This is a genomic window from Synechococcus sp. MIT S9503, from assembly GCF_047304175.1.
GTDB lineage: Bacteria > Cyanobacteriota > Cyanobacteriia > PCC-6307 > Cyanobiaceae > Synechococcus_C.
Window position 1 is genome coordinate 1,809,530 of sequence record NZ_CP138955.1, and the last position, 19,513, is coordinate 1,829,042.

General features: G+C 60.3%; 24 protein-coding genes. 12 read left to right on the plus strand and 12 right to left on the minus strand.

The window, feature by feature from the left end:
* Window positions 1-14: 14 nt before the first annotated feature.
* Both SIB56_RS10230 and SIB56_RS10235 read right to left on the minus strand, forming a co-directional pair.
* Entirely contained in the window at window positions 15-515 is a 501-nt protein-coding gene (locus tag SIB56_RS10230; protein ID WP_413323831.1) for a SixA phosphatase family protein, read from the minus strand.
* Window positions 493-2,169: a DUF3352 domain-containing protein gene (locus SIB56_RS10235; protein WP_413323833.1), complete on the minus strand. Its 1,677-nt coding sequence runs from the start codon at window positions 2,167-2,169 to the stop codon at window positions 493-495. The genes SIB56_RS10230 and SIB56_RS10235 overlap by 23 nt, the downstream gene beginning before the upstream one ends.
* A gap of 37 nt (window positions 2,170-2,206) precedes the next feature.
* Between SIB56_RS10235 and SIB56_RS10240 the strand changes: the two genes are divergently transcribed.
* A complete protein-coding gene (locus SIB56_RS10240) occupies window positions 2,207-2,557 on the plus strand; it encodes a rhodanese-like domain-containing protein (RefSeq protein WP_413323834.1) in 351 nt (116 codons plus the stop codon).
* A gap of 104 nt (window positions 2,558-2,661) precedes the next feature.
* Complete coding sequence (gene hrcA, locus SIB56_RS10245) at window positions 2,662-3,654, plus strand: heat-inducible transcriptional repressor HrcA (protein WP_413323835.1); 993 nt, start codon at window positions 2,662-2,664, stop codon at window positions 3,652-3,654.
* Window positions 3,655-3,670: 16 nt separating this feature from the next.
* Here the strand turns inward: hrcA and trpB are convergent, their stop codons facing one another.
* Window positions 3,671-4,921, minus strand: coding sequence for a tryptophan synthase subunit beta (trpB, locus tag SIB56_RS10250; RefSeq protein ID WP_413323836.1), 1,251 nt, complete (start codon window positions 4,919-4,921; stop codon window positions 3,671-3,673).
* 39 nt (window positions 4,922-4,960) lie between these two features.
* A complete protein-coding gene (locus tag SIB56_RS10255; RefSeq protein WP_413323837.1) occupies window positions 4,961-5,920 on the minus strand; it encodes a class I SAM-dependent methyltransferase in 960 nt (319 codons plus the stop codon).
* A 38-nt stretch (window positions 5,921-5,958) separates the two neighbouring features.
* Between SIB56_RS10255 and SIB56_RS10260 the strand changes: the two genes are divergently transcribed.
* Window positions 5,959-6,285 (plus strand): translation initiation factor, encoded by a 327-nt coding sequence (locus SIB56_RS10260; RefSeq protein ID WP_413323838.1) that lies wholly within the window; start codon window positions 5,959-5,961, stop codon window positions 6,283-6,285.
* A 50-nt stretch (window positions 6,286-6,335) separates the two neighbouring features.
* Entirely contained in the window at window positions 6,336-6,983 is a 648-nt protein-coding gene (cysC, locus tag SIB56_RS10265) for an adenylyl-sulfate kinase (RefSeq protein ID WP_413323839.1), read from the plus strand.
* Here cysC and SIB56_RS10270 read toward each other — a convergent pair.
* From SIB56_RS10270 to purE, 3 genes are all read right to left on the minus strand, one after another.
* A complete protein-coding gene (locus tag SIB56_RS10270; RefSeq protein ID WP_413323840.1) occupies window positions 6,964-8,046 on the minus strand; it encodes an AI-2E family transporter in 1,083 nt (360 codons plus the stop codon). The two genes, cysC and SIB56_RS10270, sit on opposite strands and share 20 nt — an antisense overlap.
* 19 nt (window positions 8,047-8,065) lie before the next feature.
* Window positions 8,066-8,566, minus strand: coding sequence for an oxidoreductase (locus SIB56_RS10275; protein WP_413323841.1), 501 nt, complete (start codon window positions 8,564-8,566; stop codon window positions 8,066-8,068).
* 119 nt (window positions 8,567-8,685) lie between these two features.
* The gene (gene purE, locus SIB56_RS10280) at window positions 8,686-9,180 is read right to left on the minus strand and encodes a 5-(carboxyamino)imidazole ribonucleotide mutase (RefSeq protein ID WP_413327313.1); all 495 of its coding nucleotides are present in this window, start codon (window positions 9,178-9,180) and stop codon (window positions 8,686-8,688) included.
* A 125-nt stretch (window positions 9,181-9,305) separates the two neighbouring features.
* On the opposite strand from purE, the gene SIB56_RS10285 reads away from it, so the two are divergent.
* Window positions 9,306-10,460, plus strand: coding sequence for an N-acetylglucosamine-6-phosphate deacetylase (locus SIB56_RS10285; RefSeq protein ID WP_413323842.1), 1,155 nt, complete (start codon window positions 9,306-9,308; stop codon window positions 10,458-10,460).
* A gap of 23 nt (window positions 10,461-10,483) precedes the next feature.
* A complete protein-coding gene (bchM, locus tag SIB56_RS10290; protein ID WP_413323843.1) occupies window positions 10,484-11,197 on the plus strand; it encodes a magnesium protoporphyrin IX methyltransferase in 714 nt (237 codons plus the stop codon).
* Between the two features lie 6 nt (window positions 11,198-11,203).
* Here the strand turns inward: bchM and SIB56_RS10295 are convergent, their stop codons facing one another.
* From SIB56_RS10295 to SIB56_RS10305, 3 genes are read right to left on the minus strand one after another with little or no spacing between them, the layout of a single operon-like run.
* Window positions 11,204-12,163 carry a pseudouridine synthase family protein gene (locus SIB56_RS10295; protein WP_413323844.1) on the minus strand — a complete coding sequence of 320 codons (960 nt, stop codon included), beginning with the start codon at window positions 12,161-12,163 and terminating at the stop codon, window positions 11,204-11,206.
* Entirely contained in the window at window positions 12,160-12,909 is a 750-nt protein-coding gene (locus tag SIB56_RS10300; RefSeq protein WP_413323845.1) for a response regulator transcription factor, read from the minus strand. The genes SIB56_RS10295 and SIB56_RS10300 overlap by 4 nt, the downstream gene beginning before the upstream one ends.
* Window positions 12,910-12,942: 33 nt before the next feature.
* Window positions 12,943-13,458 (minus strand): hypothetical protein, encoded by a 516-nt coding sequence (locus tag SIB56_RS10305; protein ID WP_413323846.1) that lies wholly within the window; start codon window positions 13,456-13,458, stop codon window positions 12,943-12,945.
* A 24-nt stretch (window positions 13,459-13,482) separates the two neighbouring features.
* On the opposite strand from SIB56_RS10305, the gene SIB56_RS10310 reads away from it, so the two are divergent.
* A complete protein-coding gene (locus tag SIB56_RS10310) occupies window positions 13,483-14,661 on the plus strand; it encodes a cysteine desulfurase family protein (protein WP_413323847.1) in 1,179 nt (392 codons plus the stop codon).
* A 79-nt stretch (window positions 14,662-14,740) separates the two neighbouring features.
* The gene (locus SIB56_RS10315; protein WP_413323848.1) at window positions 14,741-15,511 is read left to right on the plus strand and encodes a hypothetical protein; all 771 of its coding nucleotides are present in this window, start codon (window positions 14,741-14,743) and stop codon (window positions 15,509-15,511) included.
* On the opposite strand, the gene SIB56_RS10320 is transcribed toward SIB56_RS10315, so the two are convergent.
* Both SIB56_RS10320 and rsmH read right to left on the minus strand, forming a co-directional pair.
* Window positions 15,498-16,046 carry a DUF456 domain-containing protein gene (locus SIB56_RS10320; RefSeq protein ID WP_413323849.1) on the minus strand — a complete coding sequence of 183 codons (549 nt, stop codon included), beginning with the start codon at window positions 16,044-16,046 and terminating at the stop codon, window positions 15,498-15,500. The two genes, SIB56_RS10315 and SIB56_RS10320, sit on opposite strands and share 14 nt — an antisense overlap.
* Window positions 16,043-16,975 (minus strand): 16S rRNA (cytosine(1402)-N(4))-methyltransferase RsmH, encoded by a 933-nt coding sequence (gene rsmH / locus SIB56_RS10325; RefSeq protein WP_413323850.1) that lies wholly within the window; start codon window positions 16,973-16,975, stop codon window positions 16,043-16,045. The genes SIB56_RS10320 and rsmH overlap by 4 nt, the downstream gene beginning before the upstream one ends.
* Window positions 16,976-17,019: 44 nt before the next feature.
* On the opposite strand from rsmH, the gene SIB56_RS10330 reads away from it, so the two are divergent.
* The 4 genes from SIB56_RS10330 to SIB56_RS10345 all read left to right on the plus strand — a co-directional run bounded on the left by SIB56_RS10330 (window position 17,020) and on the right by SIB56_RS10345 (window position 19,509).
* The gene (locus tag SIB56_RS10330) at window positions 17,020-18,204 is read left to right on the plus strand and encodes an NAD(P)H-quinone oxidoreductase subunit H (RefSeq protein ID WP_413323851.1); all 1,185 of its coding nucleotides are present in this window, start codon (window positions 17,020-17,022) and stop codon (window positions 18,202-18,204) included.
* A 133-nt stretch (window positions 18,205-18,337) separates the two neighbouring features.
* Window positions 18,338-18,793 carry an acyl-CoA thioesterase gene (locus SIB56_RS10335; protein WP_413323852.1) on the plus strand — a complete coding sequence of 152 codons (456 nt, stop codon included), beginning with the start codon at window positions 18,338-18,340 and terminating at the stop codon, window positions 18,791-18,793.
* Between the two features lie 130 nt (window positions 18,794-18,923).
* Complete coding sequence (locus tag SIB56_RS10340; RefSeq protein ID WP_413323853.1) at window positions 18,924-19,058, plus strand: photosystem II protein Y; 135 nt, start codon at window positions 18,924-18,926, stop codon at window positions 19,056-19,058.
* Between the two features lie 70 nt (window positions 19,059-19,128).
* Window positions 19,129-19,509, plus strand: a complete 381-nt coding sequence (locus SIB56_RS10345) for a ferredoxin (protein ID WP_413323854.1) — start codon at window positions 19,129-19,131, stop codon at window positions 19,507-19,509.
* Window positions 19,510-19,513 lie beyond the last annotated feature (4 nt).

The window sequence follows — 19,513 nt, forward strand, 5'->3', positions numbered from 1 at the left end:
AGCGCAAGGGCAACCTAAACGGAGCGAGGGAGCAGAAGCCGGGGCTGGAGCAACGCCTGCAGTTCAGCCGCACCACGGGGGTCGGCCAGATCAGCCCGCCACCTGAGATGGCAGTAACCGGCCTTGCGCAGGCGCAGGCTTCCATTCGGTGCTCCGATCAGCGTCGCTGCAAGCGTGCTCAGATCCGGCTCATGGCCCACCAGCAGACAACAGCCCGACAATCTGGACAGCAGCGGCCACGGGTCACCGCCTGGCTCGAGAGCTGAATCGAGACGCATTGACTCCGCCAACCCTGCCTCGATCGCCAGGTGAGCGGTTTCAGTGGCTCTTCTGTAGGGACTGCAGATCAGCACGTCGGCGCGCACATTCAGCATCCGCAGCCGACGAACCACCTGCAGAGTTCGCTGCATGCCACGATCGGTCAGAGGGCGATCCGGATGATCCCGGCCCGAAACTCGCTCTTCGGCGATGCCGTGGCGCAAAAGCAAAAGATCAACCGAGCTGGAGTCGCGCACGCAGACGCAGGCTGCTCACACGTCCATCCTGCACCGGTTCGGCTTTCTGGTCAGCTCCAGCAGCGACAGCCAACCCCTGGACTGCCTGCAGCAGTGATCGCCCGGCCACCCCCTGCACCAGCTCCCAGGGACGCCACCGACCAAGTTGACGACGACTGGAATCCGCAGCGAGTGCCAGTTGGTGGGACAGCGGAGGCTCACTTTCTGACTGCAGCTGCTGAAGCTGCTGATGGCGCTGAATCAGATCCCCGCTTTCACTGCGCCGACGCAAACCATCGAGTGTCTCGGCCCACCAGTTGACACCGGCATGACGTTCCAGCGCCACGGCAAGCTCTGCCTGAAGCGACTCCTCACCTCGACGCCGCTGACGAGCCAGACGCGTCCATACCTCAAGTGGCTGACCGTCGCTGGCGAGGGTCGAACCGGTCAACCCGAGCGCCTGAAGCTCAACATCCACCACTTCGGGCTCTGGATGGTTGGGGCGTGTGCCCAGCACCCAGCCATGCGGACCCTGCTGCCAGAGCATGGGCCCCTCGTCCAATCCGACGACCGCTGCCGCGGCAGCATTCGACTCTGATTCGATCGACCGCTGAAGCAGAGGAGCGATCCACTGGGCCAGAGGCTCATTCTCCCCTGCGGCCAGCAGTGCTGAGGGATTGGAAAGCAAAGCCAGTGTCTGAGCATCACCGCCGGCATCTCTGAGCAACGCATCACTGTCCCTCCACTGTGAGGTGACCGGAATCAGCGACTCGCGGAAGTGGATCACAGCCTCAAGAGCCAGATCAGCCCCTTGGGGTGTGAGCGAGGCCACCAGGCCCTGAAGGTCATCGCGCGTCGTGATCGCCGAAGGAACACCAAGCCAGCGCTTCATGGCAGCGGGACTGGCGGTGAGAACAGCGGCACCGCGACCGAAGCTCCTGAGATCAGCCGCCAGGGCGGAATCTCCCAGCTGATGCTGGCTCTCAAGCTGGGAGACATCAAGGGCCTGCTCCAGCACCCCACGACCCGACGCCAGCAGCAGCAGATCGTCATCGATCAAGGCGGTGGCGATCGGCTGAGGATCTCTTCCGATCAGGGCACCACGACCGCTGATCAGCCCCATGCCGCGGTAACGGGAGATCTGCAGATCGGTGCCTGCCAGGCTGCGTGTCTGCCAGAAACGCTGCAGAAAGCGCCTGGCGCCATCGTCATCGCGACTTGAGAGTGCCAGAACCCAACCCTGCTTCGGCTGTTCACCTGACTGCTGGGCCGGCGCATCCAGCACTGCGAGGCTGACCTCAGGCCCGATCCAGCCCGCCAGTTCGGTACCAAAATCAAGCCCTGCCAGAGCGAACGTTCCATCCCTCAGCTGACGGGTGCTGTCATTCACCAGACCTCGCTGGCGCACAGGCGCCACAGCCTGGGCGTACGCAGGGAGCTGACGTGGATCGACCAGCCAGTGCAGGGTCAGAGCCGCATCACTGGGCATGAAACGTGCCGCCCGGGGCAGCTCCAGCGTCCGGTCCATGATCCGCAGAGGGCTCTGACGAGCCATGACCCACCACATCCCAAGTGCCAGCGTGAGCAGCACCATGGCCACGGAGACCAGAGCCAGCAGAAACGAACGCCCCTTCATGAACAGGCGGTGAAGCACATGCTGCTTATCTTCATCCATTCAAGGAGCTGTGCCAGCCCGCGGCCAGACTGATGTGATGCCTGGACCCATTCCCAAGCCTCTCAAGGCCCGCGAGCTGGAAACCTGGCTCAGCCAGAACGTCGATCTGACGCTTGTGGACGTTCGTGAGGAACAGGAGCTGGCGATCGCTCCATTTCCCTATCCGGTCAAGCATCTGCCCCTGAGTGAGGCACAGAACTGGATGGGAACACTCAACCAATTCCTGCCGCCGGCCGGTCCTGTCGTCGTGCTCTGCCACGCCGGAATCCGCAGCTGGGATTTCGGATGCTGGCTGCTTGAACAGCAGCCGGCAAGGGAAGTGTGGAATCTCGAGGGTGGTATTGATGCCTGGAGCGTGATGGTCGATCCCGCAGTCCCGCGCTACTGAGCGCTGCACTGCCCTGTCAGGTTTGGCTGGACAGCGTGGGGTCATGACAGTGGCGAACCTGCCTTGCTGTTTCTCCGTAAGATCGACTCCCCAAGAAGACCTCCGTGAAGCCGCTGCCCCGACGCCAGCAGGAGGTTCTTCAGGCAACGGTCCACCATTACGTCGACACCATCGAACCGGTGGGAAGCCGTGCTCTGGTGCAGCGATTCGGCATCAAGGCCAGCTCGGCAACGGTGCGTTCGGCCATGGGAGCCCTGGAACAGCGTGGTCTTCTGACCCAGCCGCACACCTCGGCCGGCCGCGTTCCCAGCCCCCAGGGTTATCGCCATTACGTCGACTGCCTGCTGCCCCAGCCCGGTGCCGGCGCTCATCATCTGGAGAAGGAGCTGACCCAGCTGAGCCTGCGCTGGGCGGCCCTCGATGATCTGTTGCTGCAGCTGGCACGCAGGCTTACGGATTTCACGGGCCTGATGAGCCTGATAAGCCCGCCACAGAGATCCGGAAGCCAGCTGAAAACAATTCGCCTTGTCCGCAGTGAGGACCGCCTTCTGGTGATGCTCGTGGGCGATTCCAGCCAGGTCCATCACCTCAACCTGCGGCTGCCTCATGGCAGTGCCGGGCAGGTGGAAGGCCTGGAACGCTGGACTGAAGACCAGTTGCACCAGGCCGGACAACTGGACTGGAACTGTTTGCCACAGCAGCTGCAGTCCTGCGGGAGAGCTCTCAAGGATGCCCTGGAAAACGGGAATCCCTTCCATCGCCCGATCGAGCAGCACCCTCTGGTGCATGGCGTGTCGCGGCTGGTGGCCGAACCGGAATTCAGCGACAGCGCAAGAGTGAAACCTCTTCTCGACCTGATGGACAGCGATCCAGGCGCGTTTGTCCCGGAGCCTGCCTGGTCGGCGGGCAGGGTCTGGATCGGCCAGGAGCACCCACAGACAGCCCTCAGCCGCTGCTCAGTGGTCCAGGCGAGCTATCGCAGCGGTGATGGAGGGATCGGGCAGGTTGCCTTGATTGGGCCGATGCGGATGGCGTACGCCACCGCACGCGCCGCTGTGAATTCCGTTGCCATGACCTTGGAGCGATTGCTGAGCTAGGCACGCTCTGACACTTTCAGAGCGCATCACCAAGCTGCTCAGCCACCGTGTTCACATCCTTGTCACCACGGCCTGAGCAGTTCAGCACCAGTTCGGTGCCATCCGCCAGGGTTGGACAGAGCGTCTCCAACCAGGCGAATGCATGAGCTGTCTCAAGAGCAGGGATGATGCCCTCAAGCCGGCTCACGAGTTGCAAAGCCTGGAGTGCCTCGGCATCGGTCACAGCGCCATACTCAGCCCGGCCGATTTCGCGCAGATAGCTGTGTTCGGGGCCGACTCCGGGATAGTCGAGGCCTGCACTGATCGAATGAGCTTCCTGCACCTGACCGTCCTGATCCTGAAGCAACAGGCTCATGGCACCGTGAAGCACTCCGACCCGGCCTTCGGTCATGGTGGCGGCATGGCGATCCGTGGCAACGCCTTCACCGGCAGCTTCAACCCCGATCAGTCGCACATCGCTGAACTCCACAAAGGGATGGAAGAGACCCATGGCGTTGGAGCCGCCACCAACACACGCCATCAGCACGTCTGGCAGTCGACCGAATGCTGCCTGACACTGTTCCTTGGTCTCCTCCCCGATCACGGCGTGGAAGTCGCGGACCAGCATCGGATAGGGGTGTGGGCCGGCCACGGATCCGAGGATGTAATGGGTGGTTTCCACGTTGGTGACCCAGTCACGGATCGCTTCGCTGGTGGCGTCTTTAAGGGTCGCCGTGCCGGCGGTGACAGGCTGCACGGTCGCACCCAGCAGACGCATGCGGAACACGTTGAGAGCCTGCCGACGCATGTCCTCAGCACCCATGTAAACAACACACTCGAGGCCGAAGCGTGCACAGACCGTGGCCGTCGCAACACCGTGCTGACCAGCCCCGGTCTCGGCAATGACGCGCTTTTTACCCATCCGCAAGGCCAGGAGCGCCTGACCGAGAGCGTTGTTGATCTTGTGGGCACCTGTGTGGTTCAGATCTTCACGCTTGAGCCAGATTCTCGGCCCGCCGTCGCTGCGGCGGTAATGCGCCGTGAGTCGCTCGGCTTCATAAAGAGGAGTGGCCCTCCCCACATAGCTGCGCAGCAGATGATCGAGTTCTGCAGTGAAGGCAGGATCCTTCCAGGCTTCAGCCGCAGCCTGCTCGAGCTCAGCCAGGGCAGGCATCAGTGTCTCAGGCACATACTGGCCACCGAAACGGCCGAAACGGCCGGAGGCAGCAGGTCTAGAGCTGACAGCCAGATCCTGGGCGGTGGGCTTGGGTGGCAAGGTGCTGGTCAAAATGCAGCTGACCGCGAATGCGGCCTTGGAAGCGTTAGCTCAGCGTAAGCAGGCGATCACACGATGCCGTGGATCACAGGCGCTGATCTGGAGTTCGCGAAAGCCTGCTTGATGCAGTGCGGCGGGCATGTCGAGGCTGAAATAGTCCTCGATGTAGGGCTCGGTGCTCTTGAGCAACGTTGCGACCGCAGCCGGGAGACGCTGAAGCACAGACGACGCGGGGTCCTGATCCACCATCACGAGAGCACCGCCTGGTCTCAGCAAGCGTGCTGCCTCAAGAAGCACGGCCTGGGTGGCATCCTGTGGCAGCTCATGGCAGACGAACTGAAGGCTGATCAGGTCAAAGGAGGCAGCCTCCAATCCTGTGTTCTCCGCGGCCGCATGCAGCCAGCCATCGACGAGCCTCTCCCGATCACGCACCCTGGCGACCGCCAGCATGTCGGGGGAGAGATCAAGCCCCTGAATCCGCGGAGCGGGCTCCTGGCGCTGTTCAGCACGCTCATGCAACCAGCGCGCCAGATGCAGTGTGCTCACTCCTACAGAACAACCGAGATCGAGCACCTGCTTAATCGAGCTTTTCAGAAAGGGCTCCACAACGCGGTGGATCTCATCCCTGAGACGAATCTGCGCCACGGTCGGTGCAAGCGACTCCTCCGGCCAGATACGAAGGGCCATGGCATCGGTGGCCTGTTCCGCTTCAGCCGCGGCCTGCCAGCAGAGATTGCCCTGTTCATAGGCATGGAAGCGAGCCAGGTAATAGTCAGGCGGCCGCAGTCCAGGCGTCACGGTGCTCGATAACAGGGGGGCTGCAGCCTTCTGCAGTTCCCTGCGTCGAACTCGCCAGGGAATGCCGTTGCGTTCCGCGGTGCGGATGATCAGCTGACGGGCCTGGAAGAAGAGGGGGCGCCTCAGCAGAGCGATCCCAATCAGGCGTTCGATCCAGCGACCCAGTCCCTGACTTGAGTCAGCCCATCGAGGCGTGGACACGGAGTCGGTCATCACGGGAACGGCAGGATGGTGTCGGATGCGGTAAGACGATGCCGAAAGGTGGGTGGCAGGAATTCAGCACCACAGACAGTCTGCAGCGGCCGAGCGGTATGGAGAAGCAACCCATCGCCAAGGCCGAGCAGACGGTGCGGGTGCAACCGACCCGCGGCGGCAAAGGCGGCAAGACCGTGACGGTGATCCGGGGCCTTGAGCTCGACCCGGGCGGGCTCAAGGCGTTGCTGAAGAAACTCAAGACACGGATCGGCAGCGGCGGCACCACCAGAAACGGTCTGATCGAACTGCAAGGTGATCAGGTGGAGATTGCGCTGGACCTGTTGAGCAAGGAGGGCTACAGACCGAAGCGGGCTGGTGGCTGAGGGGCGGAGCCGGCTGAGGGACAATGGCGGACCGCGACCGCCGGATCCCAATGACCGCTTCGTCCAGCCACGGCCAGCTCACCAACCAGGGTGCTTCCACCAACATCGCCTGGCACCAGGCTTCGGTTGACAGGGCAGCCCGCGCTGAACAGCGTGGACACCGAAGCGCCATTCTCTGGTTCACAGGCCTGAGCGGCGCTGGTAAAAGCACCCTTGCCAATGCGGTCAATCAGGCCCTGTTCGAGCGGGGACTGACCACCTACGTCCTCGACGGGGACAACATCCGCCACGGCCTCTGCAAGGACCTGGGTTTCTCCGATGCCGACCGCGAGGAGAACATCCGCCGCATCGGCGAGGTGTCGAAACTGTTTCTGGATTCAGGTGCGATCGTTTTGACCGCATTCGTCTCGCCGTTCCGCGCTGACCGCGACAAGGCACGCAATCTCGTGAATGAGGGTGATTTCATCGAGATCTTCTGTTCCGCTGACCTGAGCGTGTGTGAAGAGCGCGACACCAAGGGGCTCTACGCGAAGGCACGTGCGGGGGAAATCAAGGAGTTCACAGGAATCTCCAGCCCTTACGAAGCGCCTGAGACCCCAGAACTTTCGGTTGACACAGGAGCTGCAGAGCTGGCGAACTGTGTGGATCAGGTTGTCAACGCACTGATCGCCAGAGAGATCATTCCTGCCCGGAGCTGACCCCGCTAACGAACGCGTGGATTCCCTGTCGCTCAGCCCAGACATCCACAAACGTTTTCAGACAGCTGGCGACGGGCACCGCCAGTAGCAGTCCGAGGAGATCGCCCAGGCCGTAGAGCTCACCGGCCTTGGCACCGAGGGGGAGGGCAATCAGCAGCCAGGCTGGCTGGAGTCCGACGATGCTTCCCATCAGACGTGGCTGGATGACCTGGTCAACGATCTGGCCAACTACGATCGCAGCTACCAGAGTCTCCAGGCCTGTGGTGGGATCTTGAATTGCCAGTAAGCCACTCACGGCAACGATGGTCAGAGCACTGGCGTAGGGAATCAGAGTTGTGAATCCGATCAGCACTGCAAACAGAACTCCATAGGGAATCTTCAGCAAGGTGAAGACCACGATCTGTCCGATCGCCAGGATCAGCGCCAGAAGCACCTGCCCGCCGAAGTAGCCACGGAAGGTGCGAACCAGAGTGTTGATCACCAACTGCCGCCAGTCATCCGGCAACCAGCGGGCCAGTCCCATTGTGATCGACTCACCGCCGATCAGGAAGAACACTGCAAGCACCAGCACGATCACCGTGTTGATCGTGGTTCCGAGAGTGGCTCCGAGAATGCTCAGAAGCCTCTGACTGAGCTGACTTGCCAACGTGCTGGCACGGGAGAGGAGATCAGTGCTGAGGTCTCCGAACTCACTGGGCAGTCCTCGGATTGAAGCCCACTCCTGCAGACGGTTGACCCACTCCTGGGCCGCCAGGAGCAGTCCGGGCAGAGCATTGATCAACTGGCCAAGCTGCTCAATCAGCAGCGGCACCAGCGTTACTGCGGCAAAAACCAGCGCAGCGACCGTGGCGAGGGTGACCACCACGATCGCCAACCAGCGGCGCAGGCCTCGATCTGCAAGCCAGCGGCAGGGAATATCGAGCAGGAAAGCGATCAACGCAGCGGTGAGGAACAGACCCGGGAACGGAGCCAGCGGCAGAAGAAGCTGGCGGATCACGAACAGGTTGAGGGTCAGCAACGGCAACACCAGTCCCCAGCGAATCCAGGCCGGCCAGGGAGTCATGGATTCGAGGGATCGAGGATCAAAAAGAGCTCAACTTTGATGTGGCATTGACGTAATGGCACCAAAAAGCAAGCCAGGCCGCAATACCCAGGAACTTTGCACCCTCCTCAAAGAGTTGAACGGTTTCATAGGAGGCCGGGAAGAGTCCCTGAAAAGAGTCAATCAAAACCGAAGACCCCAGGAAAACCACTGACAAAAAGAACGTATCGCCGCCAAACCTTTTCAAAGGGGCCCGGAAACAGAAGAGAAGCAACACCGTGAAAACGCCGTAAGTGACGTAGAGAAATGATTCACCCAGATAACGATCATGCACCAGAAACATGTCATCAAGACAAAGCCATAAGGAAAACCCACCACCACAGAATGCAAACTGCCGATTGACAGTGGATCCCCGTATCTGATGCGTAGCTGCTGCAAATAAAGCAATGGCCGCAGCCGCCATCCAGAGCAGATAGCCAATGCTCGAAAGAAATCCCTGTCCAAGGGGGGCATCGCATGCCTGGGCAAGATCACGAAGCACCTTCGTTGAGCTGATCCCCTCAGCGGCGCTCCAGGACAACGCAATCCAGTAGAGCAGAGCTGCTGGCAGAAGCGTTGTGACCACTGTTGAACGAATGGTCGAGAGGGGAGCTGTCTTCATCAGTTCATGCGCTCGAGGTAAGCACGGCTGCCCAGGTCCTTGAGGCGGGAATCCTTGCCCACCACAGTGTCGTGCAGCTGCAGGCGGTAAGCCTCAAGCCGTTCCGCCAGTTCACCACCCTGCACGGCCAGAATCTGAGCCGCCAGCAGGCCGGCATTCAGGCCTCCGCCGATCGCCACCGTGGCCACGGGGATGCCCCCCGGCATCTGCACGATCGAATGCAGGGAGTCGACACCTGACAGTGCTTTGCTTTGCACCGGCACACCGATCACAGGCAACGTCGTGAGTGCGGCCACCATTCCAGGCAGGTGCGCTGCACCGCCTGCACCTGCCACGATCACTTTGAAGCCGCGCTCGCGTGCCGCCCTTGCGAAGCTGACCATTTCCAGCGGTGTGCGGTGAGCTGAAAGCACGCGCACCTCCACTGCGACCCCCAGTTGTTCCAGCACTTCAACGGCAGGATGGAGGCTGGGAAGGTCGGAATCACTGCCCATGATCACTGCGACCGCGGGTGCGACATCTGAATCAGAAACTGGGGATGGCAACTCGGCCACAGGCAAGAACCGGAAGGACAGCGAGACTGCCATCGTCCCGCACCGGCCTGAGCCGGCCAAACCGCATGCGTCGGATCACCGATGTGCGTCTGCCCCGGCGCCCGGAAAGCCGCGACCCTGCCGCTCTGCACTGGCTCACCCTGGATGATCACGGTCTGATCTCAGCCATCGGCCCGATGCCGAGCCGTGGTGCGATGGCCGGTGAAAGCTGGTATGGAGACACACTCAGCCCCAGGGGAATCGACCTGCAGATCAACGGAGGCCTGGGTCTGGCGTTCACCGAACTCTCGGAAAGGGATCTGCCGAGGATTCAGGAGCTGCTGGAACTGCTCTGGAGAGATGGCGTCGAGGCGATCGCCCCGACCCTGGTGACCTGTGCGGTAACGCCGTTACGCCAATCCCTGGCCGTGCTGCGACAGGCCCGTGAACGGCATCAGGCCGGCCGCTGCCAGCTGCTGGGGGCTCACCTGGAGGGGCCGTTTCTGGCGGAGTCCAGACGAGGTGCCCACCCTCTGGAACACATCGCCGCCCCCACCGCCGCAGCGCTGAAGGAGCGGATCGCAGGGTTTGAAGCCGATATCAGCCTGGTGACCCTTGCCCCAGAGCAACCGGGCGCGGAGGCGTTGATCAACCAGCTCAGGGCACTCGGCATCACAGTGGCGCTAGGTCACAGCACTGCAGATGCCGATCAGGCAGCTCTTGCTTTCCAGCGGGGGGTCGGCATGATCACCCACGCTTTCAATGCGATGCCCGGGCTGCACCACCGGGCACCAGGACCATTGGGGGAAGCCTGCCGCCGCGGCGACATCGCGCTTGGACTCATTGCCGACGGAGTGCATGTGCACCCCACCACTGCCGTCCTGCTGCAGAGACTTGCGGGAGATCAGCTCGTGCTGGTAAGTGACGCCCTGGCGCCCTACGGACTGGAGGACGGGGAACATCGCTGGGATGAGCGCGTGCTTCTTGTGAAGAACGGCACCTGCCGACTGGAGGACGGCACCCTGGCTGGAGTGACCCTGCCATTGCTCGAGGGCACCTGCAGACTCGCTGGCTGGACCGGGGATGCGGAAGCCGCAATCTGGGCCTCAACCATGGCGCCCCGACATGTTCTCGGAGACAACATCACTGCAGACTTTCTGATCGGAGGAGCACTGTGCGATCTACTGCGCTGGCGATGGAGCGAGTCGGATCGCAATCTTGGATGGAGGGAAGCTGCTTAAGATTTCGCCGCTGCGAGTGAATGATGGCCCCTGAGCAACTGCTGAATGACAAGCAGACCGAGAAAGAGGAAGTAAAGGGCTATTTCGAGACCACGGGCTTCGATCGCTGGAATCGCATCTACAGCAACAGCGATGACGTCAACAAGGTTCAGCGCAACATTCGCATCGGCCATCAGAAAACCGTTGATGAGGTCCTGGCCTGGATCGAGGACAGCGGTCAGCTCAAGGATGTGAGCTTCTGCGATGCAGGCTGTGGTGTGGGCAGCCTCAGCATCCCCCTGGCAAAAATGGGCGCAGGGTTGATCAACGCCAGCGACATCTCCGAGGCGATGGCCGTGGAGGCTGATCGCAGGGCGCGGGATGCGCAGCTGGACATGTCGAGGCTCAGATTTGTGGCCAGCGATCTGGAAAGCCTCAGCGGCTCGTTTCACACCGTGTGCTGTCTGGATGTGTTCATCCATTACCCCCAGGAGGCCGCGGAAGAGATGGTGAGGCACCTGTGCGCGATCACCGAACAACGGCTGATCGTGAGTTTCGCGCCCTACACGCCGCTGCTGGCGCTGCTGAAAAGCATCGGCCAGTTGTTCCCTGGCCCCAGCAAAACCACACGCGCCTACACGCTCAGGGAAAAGGGGATTGTTACCGCTGCCGAAGCCAGTGGCTTCAAACCCGTCCGTCGCAGCCTCAACAAGGCACCGTTCTACTTCTCAAGGCTGATTGAATTTCAAAAAACCTGAACAGCATCAGAACGTGGATGCGGGTTCACAGCTGAGATGCAGATCATCCAGCTGCAGACGCCAGGCATGGAGGCGATAGCCGCCATCACCGGGAGTTGCCGCATCGTTGATGTTCTGATCGTTGAGATAGAGAGGATCACCAAGCAGTGGAGACCCCAGTTGAGCCAGATGGATGCGAATCTGGTGAGGGCGTCCGGTTGTGATGGTCAGCTGCAGCCGGTCCCCCTCGGCGCAGCGTTCAAGCAAGGTCACTTCGGTGTGTGCCTGCAAGCGTCGCCGGGTCAGCTCACCCGACCGGGGCAGCGGTCCCCAGACCCAGCCCAGCAGCGGATGAGGCCGTTCCACCACATCCGTATCGACGACGCGAGACATTCCGAACTCAAGCCCGGAGACACGCTGAGACCAGGCCTGATAGAACTTGCGACTGCCTGAGGCCGGCAGAAACTGTCTGGAGAGGGCGGCCCTCGTCGCTGGCTGACGTGCACAGACCTGCAAACCGGAGGTGAAGCGACCGAGACGGTGCACGGGTCTGGGAGCTAGCGAATCGCCCAGCTGACGACTGTGCTGCTCCAGCAGTGTCGCAAGCGTGTGCTGCAGAAAGCCCCCGGCAGGCACCACCGGCAGGCCGGAGGGTTTGTTGATCACCAGCAGATCCCCGTCGTCATGCACCACCGACCAGGTGTCGGGGATGGCTGGTTCAATCCAGGGGGGACGGCACCAGAGCAGCTCCCCGTGATCGGGAAGCGGACGATCCTTCAGCAACCGCTGACCGTTGAGACGGATCTCACCAGCAGCGATTCTTCGCAGCCAGAGGTCCTGGGAGGAGTGAGCATGACGCCCGGCCAACAGTGCACTGATCAGCGTGCCCCTGTTGTCAGGACGCGTGATGTCCCTGTAGGTCCAACCCTGATTGAGAGCAGCGGAACGCCAGCCCTCGGGCACAGGCGATGCCTGTTGGGATGTCACTCCACCAGACGATGCTGCAGGGCATAACGCACCAGTTCGGTGCGACTGGACGTGCCGGTTTTGATGAACAACCTGCTCACGTATTTCTCCACATTTCGGATTGATGTTTCGAGCTGTCGCGCGATCTCCTTGTTCATCAGACCTTCCGCCACCAGCTGCAGAACACTGGATTCCCTGGGTGTGAAATTGTGCTGCACAGGATCGCTGGACGGCAGCGCCTCCGCCTGGGCCAGCAGAGAACGGATTTCAGTGATCTGCTTGGCCATCTGCCCCATGTCGGCATCGGCAAAACGAGCTGCTTCGTGCAACAGCCGCTGCTGACGCTGGGCCACATTGGTCACGCGGGCCACGAGCTCGTCAGGATCAAAGGGTTTGGGGATGTAGTCATCGACCCCTGCCAGATAGCCCTGGGTGCGATCCGCCGTCATCCCCTTGGCTGTGAGGAAGATCACGGGAGTGCCTCCCAGTCGCTCATCAGCCCTGAGCTTGTTGAGCAGGCCATAGCCGTCGAGCCTGGGCATCATCACATCGCTGATCACCACGTCAGGCAGCATCTGCTGAGCCTTGGCAAAACCGTCCTCACCATCAACGGCCGTGGTGACATCGAAACCCTCATCCTCGAGGTAGGCCTGAACGGCTGAACGCAATCCCGGTTCATCGTCCACCAGCAGCAGGCGCACAGCGGGCTGGTCGGGCTGGGATGACTGTTCTGGTTGGGAGGGCTGTTCGGGCTGGGAGGTTGTCAAGGCCTGACCTCATCTGGCCGGAATCTAGGGGCGTTAGGGGGCAGGCAACCGCAACACTTCCTGGGATTCAATCAGCTGGGTGGAATATCCGAGCTCGAGGGCCTTCTCAGTGAGACCTGCCGGATCCTGACCGGCGAGATCTGGATGACAGGCCGCCCACCACACCAGATGGTCTTCGCGTGTGGTCGCACGCATCGGCCCACCGGGATTGAGCTTGCGCACGTAGATGGCTTCGGTGTCCCGCGTGACCCGCAGCGGCTGGTCACGACCGCAGTTCACCGATTCGGTCGGAATCACCAGATTGTCGGCATATTCATGCCAGAGCTTGAATCTGCGCATCTCAGGATCGGCGGCATCTCCTCTGACCGCGAAAATCCCCAGCGTGTATTGCTTAGCTCCATCGATCTGATCGAGAACCACCAGATCAACAGGACGCATGGCCTTCATCTGCTCCAGCAACTGTTCCCGGTTCACGCCCTCAGCGAAAGCCGGCTGAGATACGGCCAGAACAATCATCCCCAGACTGGAGACCCAACGGACGGCACGCATCGCGACAATCTGAACAGGCACTCCATGCTGCCCGCACATCCCAATGTTGAGCGCAGAAACGTTGTGATCAACCTCGATCACCAGGCCACCACACCCTGTCACCCGTCCGTGATCGAGGCGATGGAGCCCTGGTGGCGTGAGCAGTGGGGCAATCCATCGAGCCGGCAGCATCGGCTGGGGCTGACCGCGGCAGCCGCCATTGGCTCAGCCAGGGAACGACTCGCCCGCAGCCTGGGGATCAGATCCGAGGAACTGATCTTCACCAGTGGCGCCACGGAAGCCAACAACCTCGCACTGCTTGGTCACGCCAGAGCGCGGGCGCTGTCTGACGGTGGACCAGGGCATCTGATCAGCGTGGACAGTGAGCATCACGCGGTGCTCGACCCTCTGATGCAGCTGAAGGAAGAAGGATTTCAGGTCACGCTGTTAACCCCTCAAAGCAATGGTCTGATCCAAGTGGAGCAGTTGGATCAGGCCATCCAGCCCAACACCCAGCTGGTGAGCGTGATGGTGGCCAACAATGAGATCGGGGTGATCCAGCCGATTAAGGAGCTGAGCGCCGTCTGCTCCAGTCAGGGCATCACCATGCATTCCGATGCAGCCCAGGCTTACGGCCACCTGCCGATGCGGGCAGAGGAGCTGGGCTGTGATCTGATCAGTCTCAGCGCTCACAAGTTCAACGGTCCAAAAGGCATCGGCGCTCTGGTCGTCAGACAAGGCACAACGCTGCAGCCCCTGCAGTGGGGCGGAGGCCAGGAACAGGGGCTACGTGCCGGAACCCTGCCTGTGCCGCTGATCATGGGCATGGCTGCAGCAGCGGAACTGTCGCTGCTGGATCAGAAGAGTCGCCAGACGCATCTCAGAACCCTGAGGGATCAGCTTTGGCAGGGTCTCAAGGATCAAAATCCAGCGATCAAGCTCAATGGTGCGCTGCAACCCCGCCTGGCCCACAACCTCAACATCACCATTCCCGGCGTCTCCGGCAGCCGTCTGCATCGGGCTCTGAAACCCCGACTGGCCTGCAGCAGCGGTTCAGCCTGCAGTCGCGGCGAACCATCCCACGTGCTGCGAGCCATCGGCAGAAGCCGAAATGAGGCCGAGGGATCATTACGACTGAGCCTGGGGCGCGACACAACAACGGATGAAATCGTCGCAGCGATCGAGGTGATCACGTCGGCGATCAAAGCACTGCGTCAGACATGACATTCAGGACTTGATGTAACGCACCACCTGGAAAAAAATGTCATGGAAGCTACCTTCCGCGCAGATTCCTGAACTCTCCATGACTGACACACCGGCCAATGAGAGGTTGCGCATTCTGCAAGCCGTCGAAGACGGCTGGAAGGCCTTCACGAGAGCTCCATGGAGATTCCTGCTGTTTCAGGCACTTGTTGCGATTATTGCTCTTCCTTTTGCAGCGATGGCAGGCCTTGGTTCTGCCCGGATCACTTCCTATCCGGTCTTCCTCGATGTTCACCCGGTTGGAGCCGGCGTTCTCCTGATCGTGGGCCTTGTTGGTTACATCATTGTGATGCTGTGGGGCATCGTTGGAATCATCCGAGGTGCCTGGCAGTGTCTGGAGGGTGTCAAACCGGATTTCAAGACTTTCACGCGCTGGGATGGCGAGGCCACCGGCCGCTTGTTCATCAGGGGGGTTGAACTTTTTGTTCTGATTGCTGTGATCGGCTTGATCTGCTCTCTTGCTGGATTTGGCCTTGCACAGATCAATCTTGCACTGGCGATTATCCCGCTGATTATCGCGCTTGTTTTCTTCGTTTATCTATCCATCAACCAGAAATTTCTGCCCTTCATTGCTCTGTTTAACAACAACGGTTCCTTTGAGGCGATTCAGAAAGGTCGCTCCGTGGTTGATCCTTCATGGTGGACTGTGCTCTGGTTCTTCATCGTCGAAGCCGTCATCAATGCAATTGCGGCCGCTTTCCAATACGGCGGATTGTTTGTTGTTCTGCCTGTGCTGATCTGCATCTCCACAGCTGCTTATCGCCAGCTGTTCGGAAGTGAAGACCAGACAGGACTGATCAGCGAAAACTGAGCACCATGAAACCGGCGAGGCCGGCGATCGCAATCAGAAACTGGGCAACCCTGCTGATCAGCAGACCGGCCACAACGGCCAGACCAACCACCGCTCCCTGACGCAACGCTTGAAGCCACCCAAGATTCCGGGGTGGCTTCGTTGTGACCCAGGTTTCAACCAGCATTGCTCCCAGCCATGGACCGAACAGAGCTCCGAGCAGCGGCCCTCCGAAAGGAAGCGCCGGGAGCAGGCCCAGCACTCCGATGAGCAGGCCGACACCAGCTCCAGCTGCAGACCAACGACTGGCCCGCAGACGCGCTGAAGCCAGTCCGAGAGCCAGAAGATCAGCGATCAAACCAAGGCCGAACAACAGCATCGCCAGGGCGAATTCCGGCCAGGCGTCTGCCCATCCGACCGCGGCCAGCCAAACCAGGGAGCCCAGCGGCAACCAGACCAGACCCGGAAGCAGGGGCAGCAAGGTGCCTGGTATCGCCAGCAGCTGAACCAGAAGGGCAATCCACCACCACGACTCCGAGGTCCAGGCGAAGCTCATTCCTCACCCCCAGGATCAGCCCTGCGGCGGCGTGCCACTCTCAGCTTGGCGCTGCGACTGCGCGGATTCATCTGCTGCTCGGCATCGTCTGCTCTCAGAGGTTTTCGCGTGATGCGCTGTAGACGGTTATCGCTGAGAAAAGCAGTCTTCACGCGCCGGTCCTCGAGCGAATGAAAACTGATGATCGCCAACAGGCCATCGGGCTCTAGCCAGTCAGGAGCCTGTTGCAAGAGGCGGTCAAGAACTGCCAGTTCATCATTGACCGCAACCCGCAGAGCCTGGAAGGTGCGCGTTGCAGGATGGATCCGCCCACGGCGGGACTTGGGCGGGAAACATCCCGCCACCGCATAGGCCAGTGACTGCGTACCGCTGTAGGCGCCATCAGCCGCGAGATCCGCTTTGATCCTGCGTGCAATCCGCCGAGACAGACGCTCCTCGCCATAGGCATAGATCAGATCAGCAAGATCCGTCTCATCCAGCCTCGCAATCAGCTCAGCGGCTGTTTCTCCTCCACCTGCGGGATTCATGCGCATGTCGAGCGGGCCATCCAGGCGAAAGCTGAATCCCCGCTGCGCCACATCCAGCTGTGGACTGCTGACGCCGAGATCCGCCAGGACCAGGGCCACCGGATGTGGTGGGCTGTAGTCGGCGAAGTTGGTGGCCACGATCGTGACGCGATGTGCATGGGGTTTGAGACGCTCGGCCGCCGCATGACGAGCGGTCGCGTCGTGATCAAGCCCGATCAATCGCACCCGCGGATAGCTGTCCATCAGCAGGCCGCTGTGGCCGCCCCCACCCAGCGTTGCATCAACAAAGACCCCCGATTGCCTCTGATCACTGAGCTCGTTGGCCAGCGTCTGCATCAACGGTTCGGCCAGAACCGGCACATGCAGGAAGCCCTGAGAGGAACTGACTGGCTGATCGGGCATGGGTCCTTCCTAAGATCTCGACACATTTGTTCCGCCATGGCCCCATGACGCAGCTAGAAACGCGCACGGAGCCGATGGTGGTCAACTTCGGCCCTCACCACCCGTCGATGCACGGGGTGTTGCGCCTGGTGGTCACCCTCGATGGAGAGGATGTGGTGGATTGTGAGCCTGTGATCGGCTATCTCCATCGCGGCATGGAGAAAATCGCTGAAAACAGAACGAACGTCATGTTCGTGCCCTACGTGAGCCGCATGGATTACGCCGCGGGGATGTTCTATGAGGCGATCGTCGTCAACGCTCCGGAACGACTGGCGAACATTCCGGTTCCGAAACGCGCCAGTTACATCCGGGTGCTGATGCTGGAGCTGAACCGCATCGCCAACCACCTGCTCTGGCTTGGCCCCTTTCTGGCGGACGTCGGGGCCCAGACGCCGTTCTTCTACATCTTCCGTGAAAGGGAGATGATTTATGACCTCTGGGAGGCTGCAACCGGTCAGCGCCTGATCAACAACAACTACTTTCGAATCGGAGGAGTGGCGGCTGATCTGCCCTGGGGATGGCTGGAAAAATGTCGCGACTTCTGTGACTGGTTCGGTCCCAAGATCGATGAATACGAAAAGCTGATCACCAACAACCCGATTTTCCGGAGACGCATTGAAGGCCTGGGGGTCATCGGCAGGGAAGAGGCCATCAACTGGAGCCTCTCCGGCCCGATGTTGAGAGCCTCCGGAGTGCCATGGGATCTGCGCAAGGTTGACCATTACGAGTGCTATGACGACTTCGACTGGGATGTGGTCTGGGAAAAGGAAGGCGATTGCTTCGCCCGTTACCGGGTGCGTGTGGAGGAAATGCGCCAGTCGTTGAAGATTCTTCGCCAGGCCTGCGACATGATCCCCGGCGGTCCAACGGAAAATCTGGAAGCCAAACGCATGGCTGAAGGCAAAGACAGCGATTTCACCGGCTTCGACTATCAGTACGTGGCCAAAAAAGTGGCCCCCACATTCAAAATTCCCAACGGCGAGCTTTACGCCCGGCTGGAATCAGGCAAAGGCGAAATCGGGGTGTTCATCCAGGGCAACAACGATGTGACGCCCTGGCGTTTCAAAATCCGTGCAGCAGACAGCAACAATCTGCAGATCCTTCCCCACATCCTCAAGGGACACAAGGTTGCCGACATCATGGCCATCCTTGGTTCCATCGACGTGATTATGGGTTCCGTCGATCGTTGACCGGTTGGGAACCTGCATTCACTGCTGCCGGAGCAAGCGGCCTCATGGCAATTAAAGATGTCTGAGGCTGTTTGTCGAGCACAGTCCCTGCACTGCCAAGAGAGGATTGATCTGATCAGCCAGTGATTTCCTGATGACGACGCACCCATGGCTGACCCTCACCAGGACCGTGCGCTTCGGAGACACGGATGCCGCCGGTGTGATGCACTTCCATCAGCTCCTGCGCTGGTGCCATGAGGCCTGGGAAGAGAGCCTGGAGCTGTATGGCATTGAAGCCGGATCGGTGTTTCCGGGATGCCGAGACCAGGAACGCTGGCCCGATGTTGCCCTGCCGGTGGTTCACTGCAATGCCAACTTCCAGAGAGCGGTGCATGGCGGAGATCAACTCCGGGTCAAGCTGACTCCACGACTGATTGATCAGGGAAGTTTTGAGGTGCACAGTCAGTTCCTGCTCGCCAATCAGGAAGTCGCCAATGGCCTGATCAGACAACTGGCCATCCATCACGAAACACGGCGCCGCTGTCCACTGCCGGAGGCGATTGCACTCTGGTTAGAGGCTGCGCAGATCGGAAAGATCCGCGAACAGTGATTGAGACAATTGCGACATCGAGAAGTTCAAGAATCCACCAGAAGCTGGCTATACGGAACGCAGATAGCAGTCAAAGAACACTGAATAAATTTGCCTGAAAGCTAATTTGTGGGTCATTTTCCATTTTTCGATGGACTTGAGGATTTTGGCCGTGGCAACGCCTATTTTTCTCGCCCTTAGCTGGGCAACTTTCAGGATCGGCAGAGCAGCGATTGGTCAACTCCAGGCTGCGTTCCAGCAATACAAAACCAATCAGGCCCTCTGACCACATCACCTCTCAACACTGAGAAACAACTGCCAAGAATTCTGATTCGCAAGTGACATAGACCACCACAATGTTCGACACCTCTGCGGCATTCACAGCACCATCCGACGCCGAAACGTCATTTGACACCTCAGCCGCATTCACCGCACCATCGCATTCCGTCGCAACACCTTCGGGGTTGGAGCCTTGCCTTGGCGGTGAACTCAGGATGCAAGCAATCTGGGTCGACGAAAAAGTCTGCGTCGGATGCAGATACTGCGCACACGTCGCAACGAACACGTTCCTGATGATTCAGGAGACAGGAAAATGTCGAGCTATTCGCCAGGATGGTGATTCAACCATGGTCATCAATGAAGCAATCGACACATGTCCAGTTGATTGCATCCACTGGATCAGCTTCGAAGAACTGATCGCGAAAAAAGAAGAAGAAATCGCAAGATCAGCTTATTAAATTA

Bases quoted from the DNA above. Each gene is read 5' to 3' on its own strand.
- SIB56_RS10235 (WP_413323833.1), bottom strand. From the start codon at position 2,169: ATGGATGAAGATAAGCAGCATGTGCTTCACCGCCTGTTCATGAAGGGG.
- bchM (WP_413323843.1), top strand. From the start codon at position 10,484: ATGGCCCCTGAGCAACTGCTGAATGACAAGCAGACCGAGAAAGAGGAA.
- SIB56_RS10270 (WP_413323840.1), bottom strand. From the start codon at position 8,046: ATGACTCCCTGGCCGGCCTGGATTCGCTGGGGACTGGTGTTGCCGTTG.
- SIB56_RS10240 (WP_413323834.1), top strand. From the start codon at position 2,207: ATGCCTGGACCCATTCCCAAGCCTCTCAAGGCCCGCGAGCTGGAAACC.
- SIB56_RS10320 (WP_413323849.1), bottom strand. From the start codon at position 16,046: ATGAGCTTCGCCTGGACCTCGGAGTCGTGGTGGTGGATTGCCCTTCTG.
- purE (WP_413327313.1), bottom strand. From the start codon at position 9,180: ATGGGCAGTGATTCCGACCTTCCCAGCCTCCATCCTGCCGTTGAAGTG.
- SIB56_RS10255 (WP_413323837.1), bottom strand. From the start codon at position 5,920: ATGACCGACTCCGTGTCCACGCCTCGATGGGCTGACTCAAGTCAGGGA.
- SIB56_RS10315 (WP_413323848.1), top strand. From the start codon at position 14,741: ATGACTGACACACCGGCCAATGAGAGGTTGCGCATTCTGCAAGCCGTC.
- SIB56_RS10285 (WP_413323842.1), top strand. From the start codon at position 9,306: ATGCGTCGGATCACCGATGTGCGTCTGCCCCGGCGCCCGGAAAGCCGC.
- cysC (WP_413323839.1), top strand. From the start codon at position 6,336: ATGACCGCTTCGTCCAGCCACGGCCAGCTCACCAACCAGGGTGCTTCC.
- SIB56_RS10310 (WP_413323847.1), top strand. From the start codon at position 13,483: ATGCTGCCCGCACATCCCAATGTTGAGCGCAGAAACGTTGTGATCAAC.
- SIB56_RS10330 (WP_413323851.1), top strand. From the start codon at position 17,020: ATGACGCAGCTAGAAACGCGCACGGAGCCGATGGTGGTCAACTTCGGC.
- SIB56_RS10335 (WP_413323852.1), top strand. From the start codon at position 18,338: ATGACGACGCACCCATGGCTGACCCTCACCAGGACCGTGCGCTTCGGA.
- SIB56_RS10305 (WP_413323846.1), bottom strand. From the start codon at position 13,458: ATGCGTGCCGTCCGTTGGGTCTCCAGTCTGGGGATGATTGTTCTGGCC.
- SIB56_RS10340 (WP_413323853.1), top strand. From the start codon at position 18,924: ATGGACTTGAGGATTTTGGCCGTGGCAACGCCTATTTTTCTCGCCCTT.
- SIB56_RS10260 (WP_413323838.1), top strand. From the start codon at position 5,959: ATGCCGAAAGGTGGGTGGCAGGAATTCAGCACCACAGACAGTCTGCAG.
- SIB56_RS10345 (WP_413323854.1), top strand. From the start codon at position 19,129: ATGTTCGACACCTCTGCGGCATTCACAGCACCATCCGACGCCGAAACG.
- rsmH (WP_413323850.1), bottom strand. From the start codon at position 16,975: ATGCCCGATCAGCCAGTCAGTTCCTCTCAGGGCTTCCTGCATGTGCCG.